Source organism: Pedobacter sp. CAN_A7 (assembly GCF_015752175.1).
GTDB lineage: Bacteria > Bacteroidota > Bacteroidia > Sphingobacteriales > Sphingobacteriaceae > Pedobacter.
Window position 1 is genome coordinate 74,262 of the sequence record NZ_JADOUW010000003.1, and the last position, 26,019, is coordinate 100,280.

The 26,019-nt window shown below is 40.4% G+C and carries 20 protein-coding genes and 1 tRNA gene; 15 read left to right on the forward strand and 6 right to left on the reverse strand.

Going from position 1 to position 26,019, the window contains the following annotated elements; genetic code table 11:
• Positions 1-2 precede the first annotated feature (2 nt).
• From yidC to IWX76_RS11805, 4 genes are all read left to right on the forward strand, one after another.
• Entirely contained in the window at positions 3-1,808 is a 1,806-nt protein-coding gene (gene yidC, locus IWX76_RS11790; RefSeq protein ID WP_196860139.1) for a membrane protein insertase YidC, read from the forward strand.
• A 122-nt stretch (positions 1,809-1,930) separates the two neighbouring features.
• Positions 1,931-4,732 carry an alpha/beta hydrolase family protein gene (locus IWX76_RS11795; protein ID WP_196860140.1) on the forward strand — a complete coding sequence of 934 codons (2,802 nt, stop codon included), beginning with the start codon at positions 1,931-1,933 and terminating at the stop codon, positions 4,730-4,732.
• A complete protein-coding gene (locus IWX76_RS11800) occupies positions 4,719-5,903 on the forward strand; it encodes a M14 family zinc carboxypeptidase (protein ID WP_196860141.1) in 1,185 nt (394 codons plus the stop codon). The genes IWX76_RS11795 and IWX76_RS11800 overlap by 14 nt, the downstream gene beginning before the upstream one ends.
• A gap of 28 nt (positions 5,904-5,931) precedes the next feature.
• On the forward strand, positions 5,932-7,203 hold the full coding sequence (locus IWX76_RS11805; RefSeq protein WP_196860142.1) for a nucleoside recognition domain-containing protein: 1,272 nt from the start codon (positions 5,932-5,934) through the stop codon (positions 7,201-7,203).
• Positions 7,204-7,262: 59 nt separating this feature from the next.
• Here the strand turns inward: IWX76_RS11805 and IWX76_RS11810 are convergent, their stop codons facing one another.
• Positions 7,263-7,499, reverse strand: a complete 237-nt coding sequence (locus tag IWX76_RS11810; protein WP_196860143.1) for a hypothetical protein — start codon at positions 7,497-7,499, stop codon at positions 7,263-7,265.
• Between the two features lie 225 nt (positions 7,500-7,724).
• On the opposite strand from IWX76_RS11810, the gene IWX76_RS11815 reads away from it, so the two are divergent.
• The 3 genes from IWX76_RS11815 to IWX76_RS11825 all read left to right on the forward strand — a co-directional run bounded on the left by IWX76_RS11815 (position 7,725) and on the right by IWX76_RS11825 (position 9,780).
• Positions 7,725-8,138: an OsmC family protein gene (locus IWX76_RS11815; protein ID WP_196860144.1), complete on the forward strand. Its 414-nt coding sequence runs from the start codon at positions 7,725-7,727 to the stop codon at positions 8,136-8,138.
• 100 nt (positions 8,139-8,238) lie between these two features.
• The gene (locus IWX76_RS11820) at positions 8,239-9,615 is read left to right on the forward strand and encodes an exonuclease domain-containing protein (protein WP_196860145.1); all 1,377 of its coding nucleotides are present in this window, start codon (positions 8,239-8,241) and stop codon (positions 9,613-9,615) included.
• A 91-nt stretch (positions 9,616-9,706) separates the two neighbouring features.
• Positions 9,707-9,780: transfer RNA gene (locus IWX76_RS11825), tRNA-Arg, on the forward strand.
• Positions 9,781-10,042: 262 nt separating this feature from the next.
• Here IWX76_RS11825 and IWX76_RS11830 read toward each other — a convergent pair.
• Positions 10,043-11,056 (reverse strand): LacI family DNA-binding transcriptional regulator, encoded by a 1,014-nt coding sequence (locus tag IWX76_RS11830; RefSeq protein ID WP_196860146.1) that lies wholly within the window; start codon positions 11,054-11,056, stop codon positions 10,043-10,045.
• A 162-nt stretch (positions 11,057-11,218) separates the two neighbouring features.
• On the opposite strand from IWX76_RS11830, the gene IWX76_RS11835 reads away from it, so the two are divergent.
• From IWX76_RS11835 to IWX76_RS11845, 3 genes are all read left to right on the forward strand, one after another.
• On the forward strand, positions 11,219-12,109 hold the full coding sequence (locus tag IWX76_RS11835) for an inositol oxygenase family protein (RefSeq protein ID WP_196860147.1): 891 nt from the start codon (positions 11,219-11,221) through the stop codon (positions 12,107-12,109).
• A 352-nt stretch (positions 12,110-12,461) separates the two neighbouring features.
• Complete coding sequence (locus IWX76_RS11840; RefSeq protein ID WP_196860148.1) at positions 12,462-14,093, forward strand: sodium/sugar symporter; 1,632 nt, start codon at positions 12,462-12,464, stop codon at positions 14,091-14,093.
• A gap of 15 nt (positions 14,094-14,108) precedes the next feature.
• Positions 14,109-16,421, forward strand: a complete 2,313-nt coding sequence (locus tag IWX76_RS11845; RefSeq protein WP_196860149.1) for a GH92 family glycosyl hydrolase — start codon at positions 14,109-14,111, stop codon at positions 16,419-16,421.
• Between the two features lie 75 nt (positions 16,422-16,496).
• Here IWX76_RS11845 and IWX76_RS11850 read toward each other — a convergent pair whose 3' ends face one another.
• Positions 16,497-16,808, reverse strand: a complete 312-nt coding sequence (locus tag IWX76_RS11850; protein ID WP_196860150.1) for a hypothetical protein — start codon at positions 16,806-16,808, stop codon at positions 16,497-16,499.
• Between the two features lie 154 nt (positions 16,809-16,962).
• Here IWX76_RS11850 and IWX76_RS11855 point away from each other — a divergent pair, with 154 nt between their 5' ends.
• Complete coding sequence (locus IWX76_RS11855; RefSeq protein ID WP_334641831.1) at positions 16,963-18,222, forward strand: PQQ-dependent sugar dehydrogenase; 1,260 nt, start codon at positions 16,963-16,965, stop codon at positions 18,220-18,222.
• Between the two features lie 132 nt (positions 18,223-18,354).
• Complete coding sequence (locus IWX76_RS11860) at positions 18,355-18,852, forward strand: DUF4126 family protein (RefSeq protein WP_196860151.1); 498 nt, start codon at positions 18,355-18,357, stop codon at positions 18,850-18,852.
• Here IWX76_RS11860 and dnaA read toward each other — a convergent pair whose 3' ends face one another.
• A complete protein-coding gene (dnaA, locus tag IWX76_RS11865) occupies positions 18,853-20,283 on the reverse strand; it encodes a chromosomal replication initiator protein DnaA (RefSeq protein ID WP_196860152.1) in 1,431 nt (476 codons plus the stop codon).
• A 258-nt stretch (positions 20,284-20,541) separates the two neighbouring features.
• Here dnaA and IWX76_RS11870 point away from each other — a divergent pair, with 258 nt between their 5' ends.
• Positions 20,542-22,056, forward strand: a complete 1,515-nt coding sequence (locus tag IWX76_RS11870; protein WP_196860153.1) for a L,D-transpeptidase family protein — start codon at positions 20,542-20,544, stop codon at positions 22,054-22,056.
• A gap of 49 nt (positions 22,057-22,105) precedes the next feature.
• Here the strand turns inward: IWX76_RS11870 and IWX76_RS11875 are convergent, their stop codons facing one another.
• Together IWX76_RS11875 and IWX76_RS11880 are read right to left on the reverse strand one after the other, a co-directional pair.
• Positions 22,106-22,909, reverse strand: coding sequence for a murein L,D-transpeptidase catalytic domain family protein (locus IWX76_RS11875; RefSeq protein ID WP_196860154.1), 804 nt, complete (start codon positions 22,907-22,909; stop codon positions 22,106-22,108).
• A gap of 242 nt (positions 22,910-23,151) precedes the next feature.
• Positions 23,152-23,331, reverse strand: a complete 180-nt coding sequence (locus tag IWX76_RS11880; RefSeq protein WP_196860155.1) for a histone H1 — start codon at positions 23,329-23,331, stop codon at positions 23,152-23,154.
• A gap of 166 nt (positions 23,332-23,497) precedes the next feature.
• On the opposite strand from IWX76_RS11880, the gene IWX76_RS11885 reads away from it, so the two are divergent.
• Together IWX76_RS11885 and IWX76_RS11890 are read left to right on the forward strand one after the other, a co-directional pair.
• A complete protein-coding gene (locus tag IWX76_RS11885; RefSeq protein ID WP_196860156.1) occupies positions 23,498-23,812 on the forward strand; it encodes a hypothetical protein in 315 nt (104 codons plus the stop codon).
• 181 nt (positions 23,813-23,993) lie between these two features.
• On the forward strand, positions 23,994-26,000 hold the full coding sequence (locus IWX76_RS11890) for an HD family phosphohydrolase (RefSeq protein WP_196860790.1): 2,007 nt from the start codon (positions 23,994-23,996) through the stop codon (positions 25,998-26,000).
• Positions 26,001-26,019 lie beyond the last annotated feature (19 nt).

A 26,019-nucleotide genomic window follows, 5' to 3' on the forward strand; every position in this document is an offset into this window, starting at 1 on the left:
TAATGGATAGAAATACATTTACAGGGCTGTTCCTGATCATGATCGTTTTTGCGGGTTCTTTTTACTTTTTTAAGCCTAGTGAGGCAGAAATCAAAAAAGAACAACAACGGATTTCAGCAGATTCAGCAAGAAAAGCAGGTGTTACACCTGATAGCATTGCTGCTCCCCTGGCTGCCGCTGCTCCAGCTTTAGATTCTGCAGCTTTAAAAGGTCCCTTTGGGGCTAACCTTACTGGTGAGCAATCGACCAGTGTGCTTGAAAATGAAAAACTTAAATTAACCTTCACCAATAAAGGTGGTAAACTACTTTCTGTAGAGGTTAAAAACGAGAAAACGTATAAGGGAGATCCACTAATTTTATTTCAGGGTGACCAGAATAAGTTTGGTTTAAACCTGAACATCGGTGGGAAAATTACAAGCACAAACGACTTGTATTTTGCAGCTACTAAATCATCTGCTACATCAATGACAATGCGTGCTACTTATGGCGCCGGTAAATATGTAGAATATGTTTACAACCTGAAACCAAAAAGTAATAATATTGACTTCAATATTAATCTTAACGGATTAAACCAGGTGATCCAAGGTAACAGCATTTCCTTAAATTGGGAAACGGTGTTATTGGAACAGGAAAAATCTGTTAAAAACGAACAACGTTACTCGGCTCCTTACTATAAATATGCAGAAAAGAATCCTGACCATATTGGTACCGACAAAGATGTTAAAGAAGAACTTACTGAAGGTAAAATCGAATGGATTGCTTTTAAACAACACTTCTACTCTGGTGTTTTAATTCCTAAAGATGGCTTTCAAAAAGGAGACCTGGAAGTTAAGGTAAGCACAGAGCCAGGCAAAGTGAAATGGTACGGTGCAAACATGCAGTTACCATTTAATCAACTGGCTTCGCAAAATTATGCCATGTCTTTCTACTTCGGAAATAACAAATTCAGTGAACTAAAAAGCCAGGGACATGAAATTGAGAAATTAGTAGAAATGGGCTACTGGCCTATTAAATACATTAACCGTTTTGTGGTACTTCCTGTCTTCAACTTCTTAGAAGGTTTTGGATGGAATTATGGACTAATCATTTTAGTGTTAACGATCTTGTTAAAAGTGGTTTTATCGCCGTTAACCTACAAGTCATACGTTTCCATGGCTAAGATGAGAATCCTGAAACCAGAAATGGACGAAATTAAAGCCAAAGTTGGCGATGATAACCCTACGCTTTTACAACAGGAATACCTAAAACTCTATAAACAAGTGGGTGTTAATCCATTAGGCGGTTGTTTACCTATGGTATTACAATTACCTATCGTGATGGCATTCTTCTTCTTCTTCCCGAATTTATTTGAATTAAGGGGAGAAAGCTTTTTATGGATGAACGATCTTTCCACTTATGATGAGTTCGTTAAGTTTGGATTTACCATTCCTTTTATAGGTGATCACTTAAGTTTGATGTGTGTGTTGATGACGATATCTACGTTAATCTACACGTATTACAATAACCAGATCTCCGGTGCAACCGGACAAATGAAATACATTGGTTACATTATGCCAATCATTTTCTTAGGAGTGTTAAACGATTACCCAGCAGGTTTGAACTATTACTACTTCCTGGCTAACATGCTAACTTTCGGTCAGCAGTTTTTAATTAAGAAAATGGTGAACGATGATAAAATCCACGCGATTTTAAAAGAGAACAAAACCAAACCAAAAGAAGAGAAAAAGAAAAGCAAGTTTCAGTCGCGTCTTGATGACTACATGAGACAACAGCAACAAACAAAAATACAGACTAAAAAGAACAAATAATCTTTATTACACCTCTTATTGTAACGAAAAATGTGCCTTTATGGGGCACTTTTTTCGTTTAAACTGCGCCGTAAAAATTGTATTTTTAGCCCTTAAGAATTCTAAACTAACCCTTAACCTCCATGCAAAAAAACCTCTTTCTTTTTCTGTTCCTGCTAGCGAGCATGAGTTATGCACAAAAAAAACCGCTGGACCATAGTGTTTATGATACCTGGGAGAATGTGGGCACTAAACACCTATCTAATAATGGGCAATGGGCAGCCTATAACATTCTGCTGCAGGAAGGTGATGGCAAACTCTATTTCCATAATTTTACGAGTAATACAAAAAAAGAAATCCCAAGAGGCGAACAGGTAAAATTTACCAGAGATGCTAAATACGCCATCTTTTTGATTAAGCCTTTACATAAAGACATCCGCTTAGCTAAAATCAAAAAAAAGAAACCAGAAGATTTGACTAAGGACACCCTGGGTATTTTAAACCTGACTACCCTGGCCGTGACTAAAATACCACAAGTAAAAACATACCAGATTCCAGAACTTGGAGGCGATTTAATTGCTTATCAATTAGACAAACCTGTAGATACCACTAAAAAAACGACACCCACCCCGCCTGCTGATGTGAAAAAACCGGCTACTGAAGGGACGGAATTGGTATTCAAAAACCTGACTACAGGTACAGAACGCCGGTTTAAGTATGTTACTGAATATGCTTTGAGTAAAGACGGTAAGCTTTTGGCCCTGGCTAGCTCGGGATCTAAGACCGATAAAACAGTGCCGGCAGGTGTATTTCTTTTCAATGTTGAAAAAGGAAATATGAAAACTTTGGTGTCTAAAAAAGGGACCTTTAAAAGCTTTCTATTTGATGAAGAAAACGAGAACCTGGTGTTTTTAGGTGAAACCGGACCAGAAAAAGCAGAAGTGAAAGATTATAACATCTATTACAACACCATTACCCTGGATACTGCCCAAATATTGGTAGAAAGAGATTTTCCGGGTATGCCCGCTAATTGGGGCATTAGTAGTGAAGGGAAACTAACATTCAGCAAAAATGGCGATCGCCTGTTTTTTGGAATTGCACCCGTTAAAAAACCAAAAGATACTACACTGGTTGAATTTGAGCATGCCAAGCTTGATGTATGGGGTTATAAAGATGATTACCTGCAACCCATGCAATTGAAAAATGCAGATAAAGAAGGTAAAAAAAGTTACCTGAGCGTCATCGATATCTTTAATGTCGACCCTAGAATTATTCCGCTAACAGATGTTAAACTGCCGGAAGCAACAATATTAAATGAAGGAAATGCCGATTGGATACTAGCCTCTACAGATTATGGAAACCGAATTGCCATACAATGGAGCGGTTCGCCTGCAAGAGACTACCACCTGGTTGATGTTAATACCGGTGCACGCAAGAAAATCATGGAAAGTTTAAATGGTTCTGCTATTGCTTCACCAGGTGGAAACTACATCCTGTTTTATGATAAAAAGAATGCGGGTTGGTATAGCTACAGTATCGAAACGGATAAAACCATTCCCTTAACCAAAGGCATGGCCGTAAAATTTGCTGACGAACTTAATGATGTACCGGCAGACCCATCTCCATATGGTATTGCCGGATGGACTGAAGAGGATAAAGCCGTATTAATATACGATCGTTATGATATCTGGTCATTTTCGCCAGATGGGAAGTCATCACCTAAAAACGTGACGGACGGTTATGGACGCAAAAACAACATCACTTTCCGTTATGATGCTTTATCAACTGAAGAACGATTTATCCCAAAAAAAGAGCAGGTATTTGTGAATGCTTTTAATAACGTAACCAAAGAAAACGGTTTCTTCAAAAAAAGCTTGTACGATAATAAAACACCCGAATTAGCGGTGATGGGGCCTTTTAAATATTCAACATTGGTAAAAGCAAAAGAGGAAAATCGATACTTATACGATAAAGGAAATTACACCAAATCTCCTGATGTTTATACCACAGTAGATTTAAAAACAGAAGCTAAACTAAGTTCAACAAATCTGCAGCAGCAAAACTATAACTGGGGCACAGCAGAACTGGTCAAATGGACTACGCCAAAAGGCTTTGCAGCGGAAGGTATTTTGTATAAACCTGAAAACTTTGATCCCAACAAGAAATATCCGATGATTGCTTATTTCTATGAGAAACTTTCAGACGGGTTATTTAACTACCAGGCCCCTGCTCCTACACCATCTAGGTTAAACATTCCCTTCTTCGTGAGTAATGGTTACCTGGTGTTTGCTCCTGATATCAGTTATGAAACTGGCTATCCTGGCAGATCGGCGGTTGAATTTGTTAATTCCGGCGTTGAATCCCTCAAGAAAAATCCATGGGTAGATGGTAAAAAAATCGGTATACAGGGCCAAAGCTGGGGTGGATACCAGGTGGCCTACCTGATCACCCAAACAGATATGTATGCCGCCGCATGGGCTGGTGCACCGGTAGCCAATATGACTTCTGCTTATGGTGGTATCCGTTGGGACAGTGGCATGAACAGACAGTTTCAATATGAGAAAACCCAGAGCAGGATTGGTGCTACTTTATGGGAAAAACCAGAATTGTATATCGAGAACTCCCCATTATTCTACCTGCCTAAAGTAAATACGCCACTAGCGATCATGGCTAACGATGCCGATGGAGCGGTGCCATGGTATCAAGGAATAGAGTTGTTTACCGGACTAAAAAGATTAGGTAAACCTTCTTGGTTGTTAAACTATAATAACGAAGCACACAACCTTATTTTACGTCAAAACAGAAAAGACATACAAATTAGGGAACAACAGTTCTTCGATCATTATTTGAAAGGTGCTAAAGCACCCGTTTGGATGGCGGGTGGCGTTCCTGCTACAGAAAAAGGTACCACCTGGGGATTTGAACTCACCGATGAGAAACCATAACATGCAAGCTGTTGATATTTTAAAACAATACGGTCAATTTATTACTCCAGAACTGACCAACCGCTTTGTTAAACATGCAACAGTAGTTAAGCTACTGGAACAACTGCCAACTAACTTTAGACAAACCAAAGTTGGCGAATCTCACCAGAAACGATCTTTACAGCTAATTCAATGGGGCCGCGGCCCCATTGACATTTTCCTGTGGAGTCAGATGCATGGCGACGAAGCCACAGGCACCATGGCGATATTTGATCTTTTTAATTTCCTGCAATGCCCTGCTTTTCAAGACATTTCCCAAGAATTGGAAAAGTCATGTACCCTGCACTTTCTGCCTATGGTTAATCCAGATGGCGCAGAAATGTTTACCCGCAGAAGTGCGCAAAAGATCGACATCAACCGCGATTACCTGCAAACCGCTACGCCCGAGGCCCGGCTCCTGAAAAGCATCCGCGAACAGATCAAACCAGCATTTGGTTTCAACCTGCACGACCAGTCCACCTTGTGGAGCGTGAAAAAAACTGGTAATCCAGCTACCCTTTCCTTTTTAGCCCCGCCTTACAATGAAGCGCTTGACATCAACGTTACGCGGAAAAATGCCATGCTGGTCATTGGCGATATCTTTGAGCAGCTTAATCCCTTACTCCCGCAGCAGATTGGCTTGTTTGATGACGAATATGAACACCGGGCTTTCGGCGACAACTTTCAGGCTGCAGGCATGTCGACCATATTAATTGAAGCTGGCGGACTGCACCTGGATGAAGAAAAACAGGAGATTAGAAAATATTACTTTTTGTCGATTCTAAGTGGTTTGATGTCCATCGCTAAAAACAACTACCACCATAAAAATCCTGATGTCTACCACACCATTCCGGCAAATAATAAAGAAATATTTCACCTGCTGGTACACAACCTTGTTTTTGAAGGCACAACACTAAGCATAGGTTTGTGTTATGAAGAAGAACCTGTGCAAAACGGTGAGGCTGTATGCCAAAGTTATATCATCCAAGACATTGGCGACCTCAGGCACCTTGGCGCGTACAGGGTATTGGAAGGAGAAGGATTGCAAATCACAGGTGAAATCGATATTTATAAACCTGCAAATTTCCAGCTCAGCCGAGATGGCGAAATAATTATGAGCTTCAAAAACGGGATTTCACAATCAAAACTATAAATTAGGCCTTTAAAACAATATATCTTACATGGCATTAAGCAGAATCTGGTCAGCCTTTATCATCGTTGCAATTGTTGTAGCCAGTATTAAGTGCTTTTTTTTAGGGCAGACGGAAATTTTCAACTGGATGATTATCGGGAAAGCAGACGATCCAGGAAACCCTTTACATGTTGATGGCATCATTGAAACCTGCTGGACAGCAGTAAACATCTGTCTAAAGCTAATTGGTATCATGGCCCTTTTTATGGGTTTTATGAGTATTGCCGAAAAAGCAGGTGGTATCAGGTTATTATCCAGAGTGATTGGCCCTTTTTTCGCTAAGTTGTTTCCAGATATTCCAAAAGGACATCCATCTACAGGACACATGGTGATGAACTTTTCGGCAAACTTACTAGGGTTGGACAATGCTGCTACCCCTTTTGGTTTAAAAGCCATGGAAAGTTTGCAGGAGTTAAATCCAAATAAGGATACTGCATCAAACGCGCAGATCATGTTTTTATGTCTCCATGCGTCTGGCTTAACCCTCATTCCCGTAAGTATTATTGCCATTCGTGCCTCTTTAAATTCAGCTAACCCTACAGATATTTTTATTCCCTGCATGATAGCCACCTTTGTGGCTACCATCGCGGCTATGCTCATTGTCTCTTTCAAACAGAAAATTAATGTATTGCAGCCCGTAATCCTGGCTTGGGTGTTAGGGATATCTTTTGTTATTGCCTTATTGGTTTTATACTTAACCAGCTTAAGCACCAGCGGATTACAAACTTTTTCAGGCATATTAAGCAACGGCATCCTGCTGCTCATTTTCTTTCTGATTGTATTGGGCGGTGTTTACAAAAACATCAATGTGTTCGATTCCTTTATTGAAGGCGCCAAAGGCGGTTTTGATACTGCCGTAAGAATTATTCCTTACCTGGTAGGTATGCTGATTGCGATCAGTTTATTGCGCACCAGCGGATCTTTCGACCTGGTGATTAATGGTTTAAAATATGTATGTACTGCTTTGGGAGCCGATTCCAGATTTATTGACGGGATACCTACTGCATTGATTAAACCACTCAGTGGTGGCGGTGCCCGGGGTATGATGATCGATACGATGACCACCCACGGACCCGACTCTTTTGCAGGGCGCTTATCCAGTATCTTACAGGGTTCCAGCGATACCACTTTCTATGTGATTGCCGTATATTTTGGTTCCGTAAGTGTATCCAATACCCGCTATACCGTGGGGGCCATGTTGCTTGCCGACCTGGTTGGTATCATTACCGCCATTTCCCTTTGTTATTTATTCTTCGGATAAGCGATAGCTAAGCCCCATTTAACAAAGGGATAACGATAGACTAAACCTCTAGCGCCCCCTTAAGCAGTTTTACTTGTACTGAGGTAATTGAGTATTTTCTCTAACACCCCTGGCTCCACATTTGTGTATTTAGAGGTTTTCCAGGTAGAGTTGCCATCAATCCACACGCAAAATGAATGGCAGCCATCCATAATTACCGCGTAGGTTTCGTGGAAATCGTCGGGTATGCGCATGCAAAAACCTTTGACATGTTTTCCCTGAAGATCAAAATCGAAATTAAGATAATTGCTTAACATAATTATATTTGGCTAATGAGTAAGAATAACAAAGCTCTATATAAAATGTTTCGGCATGTTAAAGAAGATATTAACAAATTATTAACATTTAAACTCTTTATGAATGAAGGCCATCAGCATATTGGAATAACCTGATTTTCAGTCGCTTTTGAAAGCAAAGCAATGAACTGCACTGCTTTGCCCCCCATTGAGGAAGATATTCGTAAATTTAAACAAAATCAAGATATGAGTAACGAAGAACAGATTACAGCGATTACAGAATTAGATGAATCACACTACAGGACCAAAATATATGCAGGCGGTCATTTTATCTATGCAGATGAACCCTTATCCATGGGCGGTACAGACGAAGGCATGTCGCCTGCAGCACTATTATTAGCCAGTTTAGGCAGTTGCACTGCCATCACCCTCCGCATGTATGCAGACCGAAAAAAATATCAACTGAGCGCCATCAAAATAGAACTGGCCATCGAGCCTGAAAATACGATTTCTGTTGGTACGGTGATTAACCGGGTTATACATTTACAAGGAGAACTGACCGAAGCAGAACGTGCGCATTTACTACAAATTGCTGATAAATGCCCGATCCACAAAATGTTATCAAATCCAATACAAATTGTAACTTCTGAATTACAATAATTAAAAAGAAGTTCAAATCACGTTTGTGCAAGTCTGTCAAACACAAAGCCTTGTTACTAAAATAATTAGTATATTTGCCAGATATAAATTCTATTAGACAATGCAATATGCTGTAGTAGATATTGAAACGACCGGTGGATTTGCATCAGGAAACGGAATTACTGAGATTTCGATACAGATTCATGATGGGATGAGGGTGCTTGACACCTTCGAAACCCTGATTAATCCACAAAGTTTTATCCCTCCTTACATCGAGGCCTTAACAGGCATCAGTAATGACATGGTGGAACACGCACCTGTATTTGAGGCGGTGGCCGATACCATTTACAATCTGCTTAAAGACCGCGTGTTTGTAGCCCATAATGTGAATTTCGACTTTTCATTTGTCAAACATCACCTGGCCTTAGCCGGTTACGACTTGCAATGTAAAAAATTATGTACAGTGAGGTTAAGCAGGAAGATATTTCCAGGCTTCCCATCTTACAGCCTTGGAAAACTTTGCAGCAACTTAAAGATCAATATAGAAAACCGACACCGTGCAGGTGGTGATGCGGCTGCCACAGCTATTTTGCTGAGCTTGCTTTTGGAAGCCGACGCAGATGGCCATATTAAACAATCTTTAAACAAAACTTCAAAAGAACAGGCCCTACCGCCTAACCTGGCTAAAGCCTGTATAGATGGGCTGCCAGACAAACCAGGTGTTTATTATTTTAAAGACCAAAAAGGTGCTGTGGTTTATATCGGGAAAGCTAAAAATATAAAAAAAAGAGTGTGTTCGCATTTCACCGGCAATAACTCGGGGCCGCAACGCCAGGAATTTTTACGAAGCATCCACCACGTGGACTTTGAAATTTGCGGTACTGAACTGATGGCATTCATATTAGAGGCTACCGAAATTAAGCGACTGTGGCCTAGCAGTAACCGGGCAATGAAAAGATTCGAACAGAAATATGCCCTGGTTTCTTATACTGACCAGCAAGGTTATATCCGACTAGGCATCGACAAATACAAAAAACAAGTTTTATCCTTATACAGTTTCAACAGCCTGACCGATGGCCACCAACTACTTAGGATGTTGATTAAGGAGCATGTACTGTGTGAGAAGCTTTGCTTTATTCAAAGTAAAAGAACCGCATGTACTGGTCATGCATTAGGTACCTGTGCAGGCGCATGTGTAGGTGAAGAATCAGCTGCTTCATACAATGTTCGCGTGAAATATGCCTTGCAGTCGCTACACACCTTACTTCCCTCCTTTGCCTTAATTGATCAGGGGCGGAATGAAGAAGAACAAAGTTGTTTGTGGGTAGAAAAAGGACAGTTTTACGGTATGGGTTATGTTTCGCACTACAGTGATGTGACCGATCTGGAAACATTGAAATCTGCACTTCAGCCCTATCCATCCAACGATTATATCCTCAATTTGATCCTTACTTACGCTGATGCGCACCCTTCAAAGAAGTTAAGTATAAAATTTTAGCCTTATTATCAATTCCTTAGCAGAAAAAACTAAATTTATTTGCTGTTTAAGGGCTTTTCTCCTATCTTTGGCGCTCCAAGAATTAGGAAATGCATCCATAGCTCAGCTGGATAGAGCAACGGTTTTCTAAACCGTAGGTCATAGGTTCGAATCCTATTGGGTGTACATTAAACCGCTTTAGATATATCTAGAGCGGTTTTTTTATGGAATTGAGTAAAACTTACTAGCTTTAAAGCCCTATAATTAGGGTTTATGCAAATAAACTCACTTGAATGGTATCGTTTCTGCAACCTATGGAACCTATAAAAAACCTGTTTTTATTAAGATATACATACAGTTTTTGCAGTCCAACACTACATAAGGTTACAGAGAAATGCTTAAGCCACAAAACCACTACACATAAAAACACACATGCGCTGTTACCGATTTACGTTTTTGTCGATTTTCTGATCACGAGGGTGGAGGGAATGACGATTTCTTCCTTAATTAACACACTGCCTTTTCGCTTCAAAGCTTTCATCAAGGCTGCTGCAGCAGCCTGACCGATCTCAAACGCTGGCTGTGTAACGGTGGTTAAAGGTGGGTTTAAGTAAGCCGCAGTTTCCAGGTTTGAAAAACTGATGATCTGCAAGTTGCCGGGAATGCTTAAGTTTAATTCTTCACAGACCTGGTAAATTGGGATGGCCAGTTTTTCTACCGAAGCCAACACGCCATCAGGGCGATTAATTGCTTGTAACCTGGCTTTCAAACCCGGGTAAGCTTCACTAAAGTCCTCATCAAAACTAATCACGTCGTTTTTATCAGGCACCAAACCATGCGCTGTTATAGCATCAAGGTAACCATGTAATCTTTTACTTGATATCGATAAGTTTTTAGAGAAAGAGAGAAACATGATTTGCTGACAACCCTTTCCCAGCAGGTGTTGAGTAGCCAGATACGCACTTTCATAGTCGTTGGTGGTAATTTGTGTGGTTTCAATATCCTCAAATACACGGTCGAAAAACACAAATGGAATACCTGCAAGCATCAATTCATCGATATAAGTGTGGTCAAGGGTTTCGCGGGAAACCGACATCAACACCCCGTCTACCCTGCCGCTTTCAAAATCCATGAGGATGTTTTTCTCTTTTTCCTGGCTTTCATGCGTTAAATAGATCAGTACATGGTAGCCATTTTCCTGTGCAACTGACTCGATACCATTAATGGCCAGGGCAAAAAAACTATCCACTACTTCCGGTATCACCACACCTATAGTTTTACTGCTTTTACTACCTAAACTACTCGCGTAAGGATTGACCACATAATTCAGTTTCCTCGCCAGCTCATTTACCCGCAATTTTGTCTCCTCACTAATTTCATGGCTATCGCGCATGGCCTTAGATACGGTAGAAACCGACAATTGGAGTTCTTTCGCTAACGTTTTGATCGTAATCTTACTCATAGATGCCTAAACTGCTGGTAAACTATGATGTAAACTACAAATAATTACCAATAATGCGCTTATACGAAAACGGTTGCGTAAAAATATATCGGGATGTACTGGGCTTCAATCAATTAATTCTGCAAATTAGAATGACCAAATCATAAACCAAAAATCAAAGGTATGAACCCTGAATATCAGCAACTGGAGCCAAAAGAGATTAATCCGTTAAAAAGCCTTGACGAATGGGAAGACGATACGCTGGAACGCTATCCAGACCCGAACACTATCAGTGATGGCAAGGCTACAGAAGCGTTTCGTGATTATGATAAAACGGAAAAAGATAACGTACGGGAGTTTTATAGGTTGAACCACAAATACCAAACTTATCAGTTTGTAGTTGATAAAAAAGCAGAATTCCTGCAGTTTAACAAAAAAGAAATGCCTTTTTGGGATGCCTTTCAGTTTCTAAACCAATTGGTGGACGAATCAGACCCAGACACTGATCTTGACCAGTTCCAGCACCTGTTACAAACCTCAGAAGCTATACGCCGCGATGGACATCCCGATTGGATGGTGATGGTAGGTCTGCTACACGATATGGGGAAAGTGCTTTGTTTATTTGGTGAACCTCAATGGGCCGTAGTGGGTGACACCTTTCCCGTAGGTTGCGCTTTCTCTGATAAAATTGTGTACGCAGAGTTTTTCAAAGATAATCCTGACTACAACGACCCTAGGTATAATACAAAATATGGCGTATACAGCCCAAATTGCGGCTTAAAAAATGTACACCTTTCCTGGGGACATGATGAATATGTATACCATATGGCTAAGGATTACCTACCTGAATCTGGATTGTACATGTTAAGGTATCACTCTTTTTATTCACAGCACCGTGAACATGCATATGACCACCTGATGGATGCATATGACCATGAAATGTTTAAATGGGTAGACCTATTTAACCCCTACGACTTGTATTCGAAAAGTGCCATTGCACCTAATTGGACCGAATTAAAGCCTTATTATGAAGATTTAGCGGCTAAATATTTCCCGCAAAAACTGAAATTGTAATGCCGTTTCAGTTTTTCACAACAGTTGTTTGGAATGAACTCCTGTTTTGGGAATATACTCCTGTTATTGTTGCCTCAGCATTAAAATGAAAACGAAAACTTGTGGCCAAGCTACATCTTTCCATTTGTGAATTGTAACCGCAAATTGCTTAAATATAAGCTATTAAGCCCAGGCTAGCTTCATCATAGAAAGGAATGGGCATGCCTTGTTCTATTTCCCAAACTAAAAATCATTACAAAATCCAGGATATTAAGATAAATTTCTTATTATCGCTTATCATTACAAGGTGTTGGCTGGTTAACCTACACCTTGTTTATTTTCCAGGATAATTATTGTTTCGACCTCACCAAATATGAACCAATTACAACTTGCCGATTACATTGTCTTTTTTGTCTATTTTTTTGCGGTAACAGCCTATGGTTTTTACATCTACAACCGAAAAAAGACCACCGGTACAAGTTCAAAAGATTTTTTCCTTGCCGAAGGATCCTTAACCTGGTGGGCCATTGGCGCATCCCTCATTGCTTCTAACATCTCGGCAGAACATTTTATCGGCATGTCTGGTTCTGGATTTGCTTTAGGTTTAGCCATTTCTACCTACGAATGGATGTCGGCAGCCACCCTTATCATCGTAGCGGTATTTATCATCCCCATTTACCTGAAAAATAAAATCTTTACCATGCCGCAATTCCTTTCGGTGCGGTATAACGATAAAGTGAGTACCATCATGGCCATATTCTGGCTTTTAGTCTACGTATTTGTAAACCTGACTTCCATCATCTACCTCGGTGCCTTAGCCATTTCTTCTATCTCCACCATCAGCTTTGAATGGAGCATCATAGGCCTGCTCATATTCTCTATGTTTGTGACCTTGGGTGGCATGAAAGTGATTGGTTATACAGACGTGATACAGGTGGTGGTATTGATTATCGGCGGACTGGTCACCACTTATCTTGCCCTTACGTTGTTATCGCAGGAATTTGGTTATGGCAAAGACATTTTTAAAGGTTTATCTATTTTAAGAAAGGAAGCCCCATCACACTTCCATATGATTTTTGACTCTTCACACCCCTACTATAAGGAATTGCCAGGTTTATCTGTATTATTTGGTGGTATGCTGGTGAATAACCTGGCCTATTGGGGCTGTAACCAATACATTGTACAACGGGCTTTAGGTGCCGATTTAAAAACCGCACGAAATGGTATTTTATTCGCTGCATTTCTAAAATTATTGATCCCCATCATTGCCGTATTACCGGGTATAGTGATGTATGTATTACACAATCAGGGACTTTTCCAACAGGAAATGATGAATGAAGCCGGCCTTGTAAAACCCGATCATGCGTATCCTACCTTGATGAATCTATTGCCAGCAGGCTTGAAAGGTATAGCCTTTGCTGCCTTAACGGCTGCTGTGGTGGCTTCCCTTGCAGGGAAAGCCAATAGTATTTCCACTATATTTTCCCTTGACATTTATAAAAAATATTTTAATAAAGAAGCCACTGAACGTAAAATGGTTGTTGTTGGCCGTTGGGCAGTGGTCATCTCTATGGTTATCGCAGGATTAGTGACCCCGGCTTTAAAATCCCTCGATCAAGCTTACCAATTTATCCAGGAGTATGTAGGTTTTATATCTCCAGGCGTGCTGGCCATCTTCCTGATGGGCTTTTTCTGGAAACGTACAACAGCAACGGCAGCAATGGCAGGCGCTTTACTTACCATCCCCATGTCGACCGTTTTAAAGTTCTTACCGGTGTGGACTAATGGTGCTTTCCCAGATTTCCCTTTTTTAGACCGCATGAGCATTACTTTTGTATCCATAGTGTTAGTGATGATTGCAATTACCCTGATTAACCCTAAAAAAGAAAATGAAAGCCATGTGATTGAGGTGGATACATCTATGTTCAGGATCACCACAGGTTTTGCCTTTGGTTCCATCATCATCATGGGCATCCTCGTGGCCCTCTACACGGTATTCTGGTAATCTTAATCTTGCTACATGTATTACAACCTAACAAATAAACGTTTAGCAAAATTAAGTTCTTGTAAGAATTCAATTATACACCTTATTTGTTTGGCTTTCTTTTGCACAGGTGCGCACGCGCAAAGTTTGTTACCCTATGTACAACCGCTATCTGGAACAGCGGGCTCAACCACCGGCGCGGCATTAAAACACAGCGAGGCCGGATCAGAGAAAAACGCAAACACCATTCCAGCGGTTGGATTACCTTTTGCCATGACACAATGGACGCCGCAAACACAGCAGACAGAAAATAAATGTATACCACCCTACTTCTATAAAGACACGATGCTGAGCGGCTTCCGCGGCACCCATTGGTTAAGTGGTTCCTGCACGCAGGATTATGGCAGTTTCACGATCATGCCGGTCGTAGGTAAATTAAAGACCAAAGCCAGTGATTACGCCCTTCCATTTTCACATGACCAGGAAACAACCAGTCCTGCTTATTATAAACTCCTTTTACCTCAACAAAAACTACAGGTAGAAATGACGGCTACGGCCCGATCAGGCTTTATGCAATTTACAGCTGCAGCTGCCGATAGTCTCTATTTGCTGGTGACGCCAAATAGTGATCAGGGAAAAGGATATGTAAGAATAGATGTGAAAAATGGCGTCGTCTGGGGGTACAATCCTGCACACCGGCTTTACCAGGGAAAAGGGGAATCAGCCGGATTTAAAGGCTGGTTTTTTATCCGGATAGAAAAAGCCATCGGTACCAGCGGGACTTTTAGCGGCGCTGAGGTGTTTGCCGCAAATGAGGTGTTAAACAAAAAACAAGCTGGTGCTTACGTAGGTTTTAAGATGAAAAAAGGAGAACAATTGCGCCTAAGCATTGGTACCTCCTTTTGCAGCATGGAAGGCGCAAGGAACAACCTGGCAGCCGAAATTGGGACAAGCAGTTTCGACGATATCCGAAAGCTGGCGGAGCAAAATTGGGAAACTTCATTATCGCAGGTTACAGTACAAACGACCAATGAAAAGGACAAACGAATCTTCTATACCGCCATGTACCATGCGATGCAACACCCCAGGTTGTTTAGTGATGTAGACCACACTTATCCGGCTTTTGCGAGCAACAACCAGTTAAAAAAGATGGCAGACGGTCAATATTATGACGACTTTTCCATGTGGGACACCTACCGAGCGCAACTGCCGCTGATGGAAATTCTAAAGCCCGAAAAGGTGAATGCCTTTGTTCAATCTTTGATTTTGAAAGGACAGCAAGGTGGATGGTTACCCATTTTTCCATGTTGGAACAATTATACCGCAGCAATGATTGGCGACCATGTAACCGCTTTTATTGCTTCAGCGTATCACAAAGGCATCCGCCAGTATGATACGGAAGCAGCCTATCAGCTGATGCGTAAAAATGCCTTTCAAACGCCTGACGATAAGGATTACAAAAATGGCATGGGAAGACGAGCTTTAACCACATATTTGAAATATGGTTATATACCAATGCAGGATAGCGTACCTGATGCTTACCATACAAAAGAGCAGGTGAGTAGAACTTTAGAATACGCATTTGATGATTATGCGCTGTCGGTCATGGCTAAAGGAATGAATAAGGATGCAGACTTTAAATTACTGACCAAGCGTGCACTTAACTATGTAAATGTATTTGATCCTTCGGTAGGTATGGTACGCGGAAGAAATGAAGATGGCAGCTGGGATCCCTCCTTTAATGCCGATAAAAGAGAAGCCTATATTACCGAAGGCACACCGCGGCACTACACCTTTTATGTACCACATGACATACCAGGACTTGCCCGTTTAATGGGCGGCACGAAGCCTTTTGAAAATGCATTGGACAGTTTATTTCACAAAAATGAGTACTGGCATGGCAATGAACCTGGCCACCAGATTCCCTTTCTATACAATTATACAGCGTCACCTTTTAAGACCCAAAAGGCAGTGAGGGAAATTATTAAAAACGAATACAGCGACGGCCCGGGAGGCTTGAGTGGCAATGATGATGCTGGCCAGATGAGTGCCTGGTATGTGTTTGCTTCCTTGGGTTTTTATCCGGTAAACCCGGTTTCCAATGAATACCAGCTTACTTCTCCATTATTTGATCAGGTAAAAATGAAATTACAAGGGGAAAAGACTTTTGAAATTGTTACCCATAAGCGCTCCCCAGAAGCTGTTTACATGGAGAAAGTATTTTTAAACGGAAAATTTTACGAAAAGAAATACATCACTTACGAGCAGATCATGGAAGGTGGAAAACTAGAGTTCTGGTTGCAAGACAGCCCTGGCCCCTGGGGACATACACAACGTAGCAGACCATAATCAAGACTGAATGCTGATGAATTAAAAATTTGGGGCGTGATTAAACGCCCCAAATCCAGATGTTATTCAAGGGTACTAACGGTCAACTTCGTCCTCGTCATCATCTTCATCAATATCAACGTCTTCATCATCGTCGTCATCGTAAGTACTCAGGTCATCTTCATTTCCTGAAGCATTTCCGGCAAGGTCGCCGCCGATATCGTCCACATCTTCGTCATCACCCTCATCCTGGTCATCTTCTACATCCTCCTCTACATCCACTTCTTCTTCCTCTTCGCCATTTTCATCGTCGTTCTCATCTGGTAGCTGTGAACGTTTAACCTGGAACTGTTCAATGTTTTGAATTTCTTCTTCTTCGTCTTCTGGTCTTTGATTTAGATTTTGCATAATGATCTTTTTTAGTTTCCTTTCCATAACAGCTATTACTGCCAGCCGGTTTTACAGATGGCCATTTTTAGATTTTATTCATTTGCAAAACGCTTATTAATCCTTTATCTTTAATTACGAATACATTTTAGTATAAATAAACTTGATAATTTCTATGAGATCTATAAGTTACAAAACAATGGTCATTGGAATGACCTTCCTGTCTGCAACTGCCGCATGTAATAGTGATACTGGCCTTTCAGGGTCTGCAGAACAGACAGATAGCGCAGCATCGGATACAACCAAACTGCCTCCAGTGGAAACTAACGCCCCAAATACAGAATACAAAGCGGCGTTAGAAGGACAAACACGTGCCCCTGGTGTAAAAACAAATACAGCATTGTCCATCGAGGTCTTAAATAGTACGCTGAAAAATCCCTGGGCCATTTGCCCTTTACCTGATGGTCGTTTCCTGGTTACGCAGAAAGCAGGCACACTGGTATTAGTTTCGGCCGATGGTGCTACCGTTAAAAATATAGCAGGTTTGCCAAAAGTAACTGCTGAAGGCCAGGGTGGATTGCTCGATGTAAACATTGATCCACAGTTTGCATCTAACCGCATGGTTTACTGGAGTTATTCTGAAGAAACTAATGAAGGTACGGTTACAGCTATTGCTAAAGGTAAACTGTCTGCCAATGATAACACGATGGAGAATCCGGTAGTGATTTACCGGGCATCACCAAGGTTTAAAGGATACCTGCATTACGGATCACGTATTGTGTTTGACAAAGAAGGGAATTTGTTCGTAAGTATCGGCGAACGTTCTACAAAAGAAACCCGTGTTAAGGCACAGGATCTTGATGCTACCCTTGGAAAGATTGTTCACATCACCAAAGAGGGTAAAGCAGTAGCCAATGGGCCATTCGCTAGTAATGCCAAGGCGAAGCCAGAAGTTTATGCTTATGGTATACGTAATCCACAGGGACTGGCCTGGAATCCAAGTACCGGTGACCTATGGGAAGCAGAGTTCGGACCACGCGGAGGTGATGAAATTAACATCATCCGTGCAGGTAAAAACTATGGCTGGCCAATTATTACTTACGGTTTAGAATATAGTGGTGAAAAAATTGGTGATGCCATTCAGCAAAAAGAAGGCATGGAACAACCGGTGTATTACTGGGATCCAAGCATTTCGCCGTCGGGAATTGCATTTTATAACAGCGACGTTATTCCAGAATGGAAAGGCAACCTGTTTGTTGGTGCTTTGAGTGGTACTCACATTGCACGTTTGGTGATTAAAGACGACAAAGTAGTTGGCGAAGAACGCTTATTGAAAGATAAGGGTGAACGTTTCCGTGGACTTGCACCAGGACAAGATGGCGCCTTGTATGCCGTTACTGATGGTGGTAAATTATTTAAGATTTCTAAAAAATAACAATCCATATTTTTTGTTACAAAAAACGTCAGCTGGAAAATTTCCAGGTGACGTTTTTTTTTTAGAACTAAAATAGCGTCCTATTGTTGTTCAAGAGCACATAAACCCGCTAGGGTTATAAATTTAAATCATATGAAGATTAAACCAGCCATCAAGTTGAACGACCATTATATATTAAAAACCCTTGCAGCCGGTTGGATATCGGGCATGAGAAGTGTATCGGCTTTGGCCTTTACCAGTAATCTGATCCACCAGCATAGGGCAATATTGCCACTTTCAAAGCCTTTGCGTTTTCTAGCCAACCCTATCGTATCAAAAACCATACATGGACTTGCTGCAGGAGAATTTGTAGGCGATAAATTACCGGAAACACCAGACCGCGTAGCACCGGCACCATTAACAGGCAGGGCGGTAATGGGTGCCATATCTGGTGCTGTTATTTACACTTTAGCCAAAAAAAGCCCCTTAACAGGAGCTTTAGTGGGTGGCCTTACGGCTATAGTATCTTCTTATGCAATGTATAAACTGAGAAAAGAGATCAAGCTAAAAACAAATGTGCCTGATGTGACTTTGGGTCTTGCTGAAGATGCGCTGGTGACTGGTGCCATTTTCGCTTCCAGAAAGAAGTAATTAGCCCATTTTTAGTTTCTTCTCAATGTCGTTCACGTAAGTTCTGAACTTTTTATCGGTTTGGATTAAGTCTTCAACCGTCTGACAAGCGTAAATAACGGTAGAGTGATCCCTGCCGCCAAAAAAGGCGCCTATTGTTTTTAACGATGATCTGGTCATGGCTTTGGACAAATACATAGAGATTTGACGGGCCTGTACCACTTCACGTTTACGGGTAGATGCTTTAAGCAAGTCCATAGGAACCTCAAAATACTCACAAACCAGTTTCTGAATAATATCCATAGAAACCTCTTTATTGGTATTTTTGATAAAGTTCTTCATCATGGCTTTAGCCAGGGGAAGATCAATTTCCTTTTTATTCAAGGTCGATTGAGCCAATAGAGAAACCATGGCCCCTTCTAACTCCCTCACGTTGTTATTGATGTTATGTGCAACGTATTCCACTACCTCATCTGGTAAATCAATACCATCAACATACATTTTCTTTTTCAGAATGGCGATACGCGTCTGTAAGTCCGGTAACGACAGATCTGCTGAAAGTCCCCATTTGAAACGACTTAATAAACGTTCTTCCAGCCCTGATAAATCTTTAGGTGCTTTATCTGACGTTATGATAATCTGTTTACCCGATTGGTGCAGGTGATTAAACACGTGGAAGAAAATATCCTGTGTTTTCTCCTTACCGGCAAAGTTATGCACATCATCCATAATGATTACATCCATGGCCTGGTAAAAGTTCACGAAATCATTAATCGTGTTGTTTTTTAGGGATTCCACAAACTGCTGACAGAATTTCTCACAAGAAACATAAATCACCAGTTTATCTGGAAGTGTTTGTCTGATTTGATTTCCGATAGCTTGAGCCAGGTGGGTTTTGCCCATCCCTGACGGGCCATAAATCATTAAAGGGTTGAAGGATGTTTCACCCGGTTTTGCAGCCACTGCGTGCCCCGCAGAACGTGCCAGTCGATTGCTGTCACCTTCCACATAATTCTCGAAAGTATAATTGGGATTTAATTGAGGATCTACCTGTATCTTTTTCAATCCAGGGATCACAAATGGGTTCTTAATATCACGGTTAATGTTAACCGGTACATTCATGCTTTGCTTACGGTTATCAGAGCCATTTCCACTTGATGGCATCTTGGTGGTATAAGGCAAAACACCATTTGAACTTTTATCAACAACGATGTTATATTCCAAACGTCCTTCATCACCCAACTGTAGCTTAAGTGTACGGCGAAGTAAGCTTACGTAATGTTCTTCTAACCACTCATAAAAGAACAAACTAGGCACTTGTATCGTCAGAACTTTATCCTCCAATTTCAACGGCGTAATAGGCTCAAACCAGGTTTTAAAGCTCTGGGCAGGGATATTATCCTTAATAATTTGAAGACAGTTATTCCATACTTGTGTACAAGTGTTCATCATATAGTTCTTTAGTTTTATAGGTTATTATTTCCCGAGCGTTCAGGATATCCCCGTGGTTGGGGATGCGAAGATCACAAATTTTACTAACATTGAGTAGGAAAATTTTGTCTTTTTTCTAACTAATTCATTAGCACAAGCATACAAGAAAGTTTACAAATTTTATTGTGGATAAGTGTTAACATTCGTATTTTATTAGGTAAAAACACAATGAAATATCTGGATTTAGAAAAGGGGCATGAATTTTATTATACATGTATCATGAACAAAATAATTTACTTATTTATAGCCCTTGCTACCTTATCATCCTGCAAGAAAAGCCGCTCAGATATAGGGCAGGTTTTATTCAAAGAAACAAAGAATAAAGTTTTTAAAAACATTGAAACGGATGCATTCATCGCGGTGTTCAAACAGACTCTGGAAGAAAAGAAATCTACACTAAGAAACCCAAAACTGATTACCGCTTTCTATGAAAGCAATGATTTTGATCCGGTATTGGTGACAAGCCACCTACCTGGCGAACAGTTAAAGACCTTGTCTACTTACCTGAGCCAGGCAAATGCCCATGGTCTGGACCCGCAATTGTTTAGCGCGACGACCTTAGCTGGATTGGTTGAAAAAGTTTATGACAAAAAAGCAATTAAATCTGTAGAAGATGCTTACAAAACTATTGCTGAGTTAGAGTTGCTTACTGCAAATTCTTTAATTGACTACAGCAATGCATTGCAATATGGCATGATTAGTCCCCGAAAAATCTATGCAACATACTATACTGAAACGGAAAGACCAGATAGTGCATCGATGATGCGGGTGTTTGCGGTTAAAGATTTGAAAAACTACCTGGATAGCATACAACCTAAAAGTCCGCAATACCTGGCTTTGCAAAAAGGTTTAGCCAGTAATGTAGTTGCTCCAGGGATGACACAAGAAGAAACCCTCCGCATGTTACAAGTTAACCTGGAAAGATTTCGCTGGAAAAACAGGGAAGATAACAAGAAGTATGTTGTGGTTAACATTCCCGACTTTACGCTGAATGTAATGGACAATGGAAAGTCAATTCTTGACATGAAAGTTTGTGTAGGTGAAGGCCGTAAGTTAAATGCAAGCGACGAATTGAAAGAATATGATGAAACCGGATTAAAGAAAGACCGACCGTTTAGTCGCGAAACTCCACAGTTAGGAAGTATGATTCACAGTGTGCAGGTTAACCCGGTTTGGAATATTCCGGAAAGTATTGTGACCAATGAAATTAGAAAACATGCTGCCGCAGATCGTTATTATTTATCAAACAACAATATTGACGTGTTTAAAGACGGTCAAATAATTGAAGACACAGAATTAATTGACTGGTCGGACCCTGCCACAGGAAAAAACTATTTGTTTAAACAACGCCCAGGAGATGATAACTCATTAGGAAAAATTAAATTCCTTTTCAAAAATGATGTAGCAGTATACCTGCATGATACCCCGGCTAAAGCAGCTTTCGACAAGAAAGTGAGGGCGGTAAGTCATGGTTGCGTACGTGTAGAGAAACCATTGGAACTAGCACAAGCCTTGTTTGGCAACAGCAAACAGTATGAGGTGATCAAAACCGAGATGGCTAAAACAGAGAATCAGGAAGCAAAAGACATTGCCTTACCTACACAGATTCCAGTTTACTTAACCTATTTCACCACCTGGGTTGATGCTAATGGCACCTTGCAGTTTAGAGATGACATCTACGGATTAGATGTAGTGCTTTACTCCTACTTGCAAAAGCTAAATAAAACAGCATAAAAAAATCCCGTTGATTAATTCAACGGGATCGATAATATATGGAAGAACCTTAGCTGCGCGTTGGCGTAACTAAGGTTTTTTCTGTTTCTAAGTCATTTACAGCAAGTAAAGCTGCCTGGTGTAGGTTCAAGTATTTAGAGGAATAAGATTCCTGACTTGAGTTTATAAACAAGACAGTTTTACCACCAATGGTATTAATCACTGTACCTGCTAATGCAGAAGCTACTGCAGGACAACCCTGGCTACGTCCAAGCCTACCTAAGGCATTGATTGTACCTTGACTTACATAGTCGGCTCCATGTACCACAATTGCACGTTGACGGGCATTTGAATTAAATCCTTCATCCATACCATCAAGGCGTAATGACCTTCCATGTTGTCCAGTATATATTTCGCCGGTCACATAAAAACCCACGCTACTTTGGAAAGAGTTGTTCACGTTCGAAAACTTCGATGCGATGTCTGCACCACTATTTTGTCCATGAGCTACCCAAGTGTTTAACAAGAGCTCTTTTTTATCCAGGTCAATAATCCATAAACGTTTTTTGGTACTGTTCTGGTCAAAATCTGCAATACTTAAAATTGATTTACCTTCCGCTACCTTCCCTGTGCTTTTCAGGTTATAAAAACCGGTTACTGCTTTTTCAAAGACTGAAAGTGATAAACCGCGGTTTGCAAGCTGTGCGGTTACATATATATCTCTGATGTGTGAATTATATAAATCTTCTGTAAGTTCAGCAACCGCAATTGGTTTAGTAATGTTCACTGTTTTATCTGTAGACGTCCAGCTACTAATCGTTAAAGCGACAGCAATAGCCATGGTTCCGGAAATTCCTAAAATGTATTTTCTCATAGGTATCTATTTAGGTTCGTGCTAAAAATAATAAGTTTTGTTTAACCTATTTAATGTAATGCTTATACAAAGATAAGAAAATAATCTAAGTAAGGAATTAGCTGTCAATCTATTACTTTTTTATGACTTTAAGTAAAGTATTTAAAACTATTGTATAACGTGATTCTTTTGGTGTAATTGCTAAACAGCGAAAATAAAAAAAGGCCTGCCGAAGCAGACCTTTTGATTAATGCGGGTAGTTATTATTTCGCACTATTTTTTTTCTCAGTTACTTCCGTACGGATATCTTGAGCTAAAGTTTTTAAATCCTGCATTGCCTTACGTACTCTTGTTCCTGCAGCACCATTTCCTGAGTTATAAAATTTCTCAGCATCTGCCTCAACTCCGGCAAGTAGTTCTTTTAATTTTGAAAATTTTTCCATGGGATTTTGTTCGTTTTTAAATGTATTATGGGTTTAAAGATAATAATTATTGGTTTTCAAACAAATGATTAACGTTGTTAGAAACGCTTGTTTTTATATTTTATATCTTATAAAACTATAAATTCTTGAGTTTGTTTAATTAAAAAGTTAAAATAAACCAATCATCATGAGTAACGAAGAAAACAAGAGTAAATTCAAATCACCTGATAATGAGGGATATGACGTTAATAATCCGCAAAACATTACCAAGCCAGCGTTTAATAGCAATACTGATAAAAGAAGCAGTGAAGGGTTACCACAAACTGAAAATTTAAATCAACAAAATGATGAAAATAACCAGTTACATGCTGATGAAACCAGTAATAAAGCCGATATGGACACTAAAAATGATGATTCTTTAACCGGAAATGCACAGGATACCGACCTGGGAAATGACCGGGAAGATGAAGATACTGAAGAGGACAAGCTGATAAAAAAATAATCAGGGGGCTGGCTGACGGGATCGGGATGCGATCATCGTCGGTCACTTTATTCCTATACTGTTATTGCTGAAATAATGTTAATTTTGACATAAATCAATCCCCCTTATTTTGGCTAAGATTAAACAGAATTCCCACAAAGTGCTTTACCGAAAGTACTCATCAAATATCAAGTATATTATGATGGTACTTACCGTATTGATCATCACCTTCTTTTTACCCAAACAGCCAAGGTTCAGGTATGAATTTGAAAAAGGCAAAGTGTGGTTAAACAAGGACCTGATCTCGCCATTTAGCTTTGCGATTCTAAAAACCAACCCTCAGGTGGTAACCGATAAACAAGAGGCCCTGCAAAATGTATTGCCCATTTATCGTTATGAAACGGATATGTTTAATGCCATAGAAGAGGCATTTTTAAATGAATTTGATGTGAGGTGGAAGACCAGTACCTTCCCGGAAAATGACCGCCAGAACTATAAAACGGCTGCACACAAAATGCTGACCTCGGTTTATAAAAAGGGCATTATAGCGCCGGATTTAAAACACCTGAAAGAAAAGAAACCCTACGATATTTCCTTATTGGAAGACAATATCACAAAAACGGTGAATTCGCAGGACCTTTATACCGTGCAAACTGCGCTTGACTATGTAAAAGATAACTTTAAAGCTACAGACCTTGCTTATAAAGATGCGGTGATTGGTTTGATTGAAAATCACCTGCAACCCAATATTCTTTTTGATGAACGCATGACTACCATTGTGCAAAACAACACGGTGAACAGTTTATCGACCACACATGGCATGGTACAAAAAGGAGAACTGATCATTGCAAAAAACAGTGTGATAGATGATGAAGCCTACCAGAAACTACATTCCTTCAGGTCTACTTACGAAGCGCAAACAAAAACCATTGGCGATAGTACCCTGGTGTACATCGGCCAGATATTACTGGTTGGATTTAATTTGAGTCTGCTGATGGTGTTTTTATACATGTTTAGGAAGGACATTTTCGCTGACAACAGACAGCTTTCCTTATTGCTCCTGGTGATCACGATTATGCTGCTTGCCTTAACCTGGGCCATTAAGTTAAACCTCCCTACGCTGTATTATATCCCTTTTACCATTGTTCCGATTATCATTAGGATATTATTTGACACCCGACTTGCACTCTACCTCCACCTGCTGGTTATTCTGGTGGCTGGTTTTTTTGTACCCAACAGTTTTGAATTTGTGTATTACCAAATCACAGCAGGTATGGTAGCCATTTACAGCATCAGGAACCTTATAAAAAGGGAGCAGTTGCTCTTGTCGGCTTTATTTATTCTCAGTTCGTATTTTATATGTTTTCTAGGTATCGGCTTATTACGTGAAGGTTCCCTAAATGAAATTGAATGGGTAAACTTTGTTCCTTTTATAGTAAGTGTATTGCTCTCTTTATTGGCTTACCCCTTAATTTACGCTTTTGAGCGGATGTTTGGGATCACTTCGGATGTGGCACTGATTGAGTTAACCAATACGAATAATAAGTTACTGCGCGAATTGGCATTTAAGGCGCCGGGTACTTTCCAGCACTCGTTGCAGGTAGCTAACCTTGCCGAAGCAGCTATTTTTAAAATTGGCGGAAACTCCCTGTTGGTTCGTGCCGGTGCACTTTACCATGATATTGGTAAAATTGAAAACCCACAGTACTTCATTGAAAACCAAAATACAGCTGTAAGTCCGCACGACAAGCTGCCATACGAGCAAAGTGCACAGATCATCATCAAACATGTACTTAAAGGCATAGAAATTACCCGCCGGCACCAATTGCCCGAAAGTGTGATCGACTTCATTAGAACGCACCATGGCAATACACGGGTAGATTACTTCTATCAATCATTTTTAAAGAACTCACCTGAAAAGTTTGTTGATGAGAACATTTTCCGTTACCCCGGTCCTATTCCATTTTCTAAGGAAACAGGGGTTTTAATGTTGGCAGATTCGGTGGAAGCGGCATCAAGAAGTCTTAAAAATCCGGACGCTCAGAACATAAATGACCTGGTAGAACGCATCATTAACTACAAATTAGAACAAAATCAGTTAGACAACTGCGATTTAACGTTAAAAGATTTAGAAACTATAAAGCTGATATTCAAGACGATGCTGATGAGCATTTATCATGTCCGAATAGATTATCTACAAACTGTGTAATTTTCTTTTGCAAATATCA

Coding starts and splice junctions, on each gene's coding strand:
- yidC (WP_196860139.1), top strand. CDS start 3: ATGGATAGAAATACATTTACAGGGCTGTTCCTGATCATGATCGTTTTT.
- IWX76_RS11795 (WP_196860140.1), top strand. CDS start 1,931: ATGCAAAAAAACCTCTTTCTTTTTCTGTTCCTGCTAGCGAGCATGAGT.
- IWX76_RS11800 (WP_196860141.1), top strand. CDS start 4,719: ATGAGAAACCATAACATGCAAGCTGTTGATATTTTAAAACAATACGGT.
- IWX76_RS11805 (WP_196860142.1), top strand. CDS start 5,932: ATGGCATTAAGCAGAATCTGGTCAGCCTTTATCATCGTTGCAATTGTT.
- IWX76_RS11810 (WP_196860143.1), bottom strand. CDS start 7,499: ATGTTAAGCAATTATCTTAATTTCGATTTTGATCTTCAGGGAAAACAT.
- IWX76_RS11815 (WP_196860144.1), top strand. CDS start 7,725: ATGAGTAACGAAGAACAGATTACAGCGATTACAGAATTAGATGAATCA.
- IWX76_RS11820 (WP_196860145.1), top strand. CDS start 8,239: ATGCAATATGCTGTAGTAGATATTGAAACGACCGGTGGATTTGCATCA.
- IWX76_RS11830 (WP_196860146.1), bottom strand. CDS start 11,056: ATGAGTAAGATTACGATCAAAACGTTAGCGAAAGAACTCCAATTGTCG.
- IWX76_RS11835 (WP_196860147.1), top strand. CDS start 11,219: ATGAACCCTGAATATCAGCAACTGGAGCCAAAAGAGATTAATCCGTTA.
- IWX76_RS11840 (WP_196860148.1), top strand. CDS start 12,462: ATGAACCAATTACAACTTGCCGATTACATTGTCTTTTTTGTCTATTTT.
- IWX76_RS11845 (WP_196860149.1), top strand. CDS start 14,109: ATGTATTACAACCTAACAAATAAACGTTTAGCAAAATTAAGTTCTTGT.
- IWX76_RS11850 (WP_196860150.1), bottom strand. CDS start 16,808: ATGCAAAATCTAAATCAAAGACCAGAAGACGAAGAAGAAGAAATTCAA.
- IWX76_RS11855 (WP_334641831.1), top strand. CDS start 16,963: ATGAGATCTATAAGTTACAAAACAATGGTCATTGGAATGACCTTCCTG.
- IWX76_RS11860 (WP_196860151.1), top strand. CDS start 18,355: ATGAAGATTAAACCAGCCATCAAGTTGAACGACCATTATATATTAAAA.
- dnaA (WP_196860152.1), bottom strand. CDS start 20,283: ATGATGAACACTTGTACACAAGTATGGAATAACTGTCTTCAAATTATT.
- IWX76_RS11870 (WP_196860153.1), top strand. CDS start 20,542: ATGAACAAAATAATTTACTTATTTATAGCCCTTGCTACCTTATCATCC.
- IWX76_RS11875 (WP_196860154.1), bottom strand. CDS start 22,909: ATGAGAAAATACATTTTAGGAATTTCCGGAACCATGGCTATTGCTGTC.
- IWX76_RS11880 (WP_196860155.1), bottom strand. CDS start 23,331: ATGGAAAAATTTTCAAAATTAAAAGAACTACTTGCCGGAGTTGAGGCA.
- IWX76_RS11885 (WP_196860156.1), top strand. CDS start 23,498: ATGAGTAACGAAGAAAACAAGAGTAAATTCAAATCACCTGATAATGAG.
- IWX76_RS11890 (WP_196860790.1), top strand. CDS start 23,994: ATGGTACTTACCGTATTGATCATCACCTTCTTTTTACCCAAACAGCCA.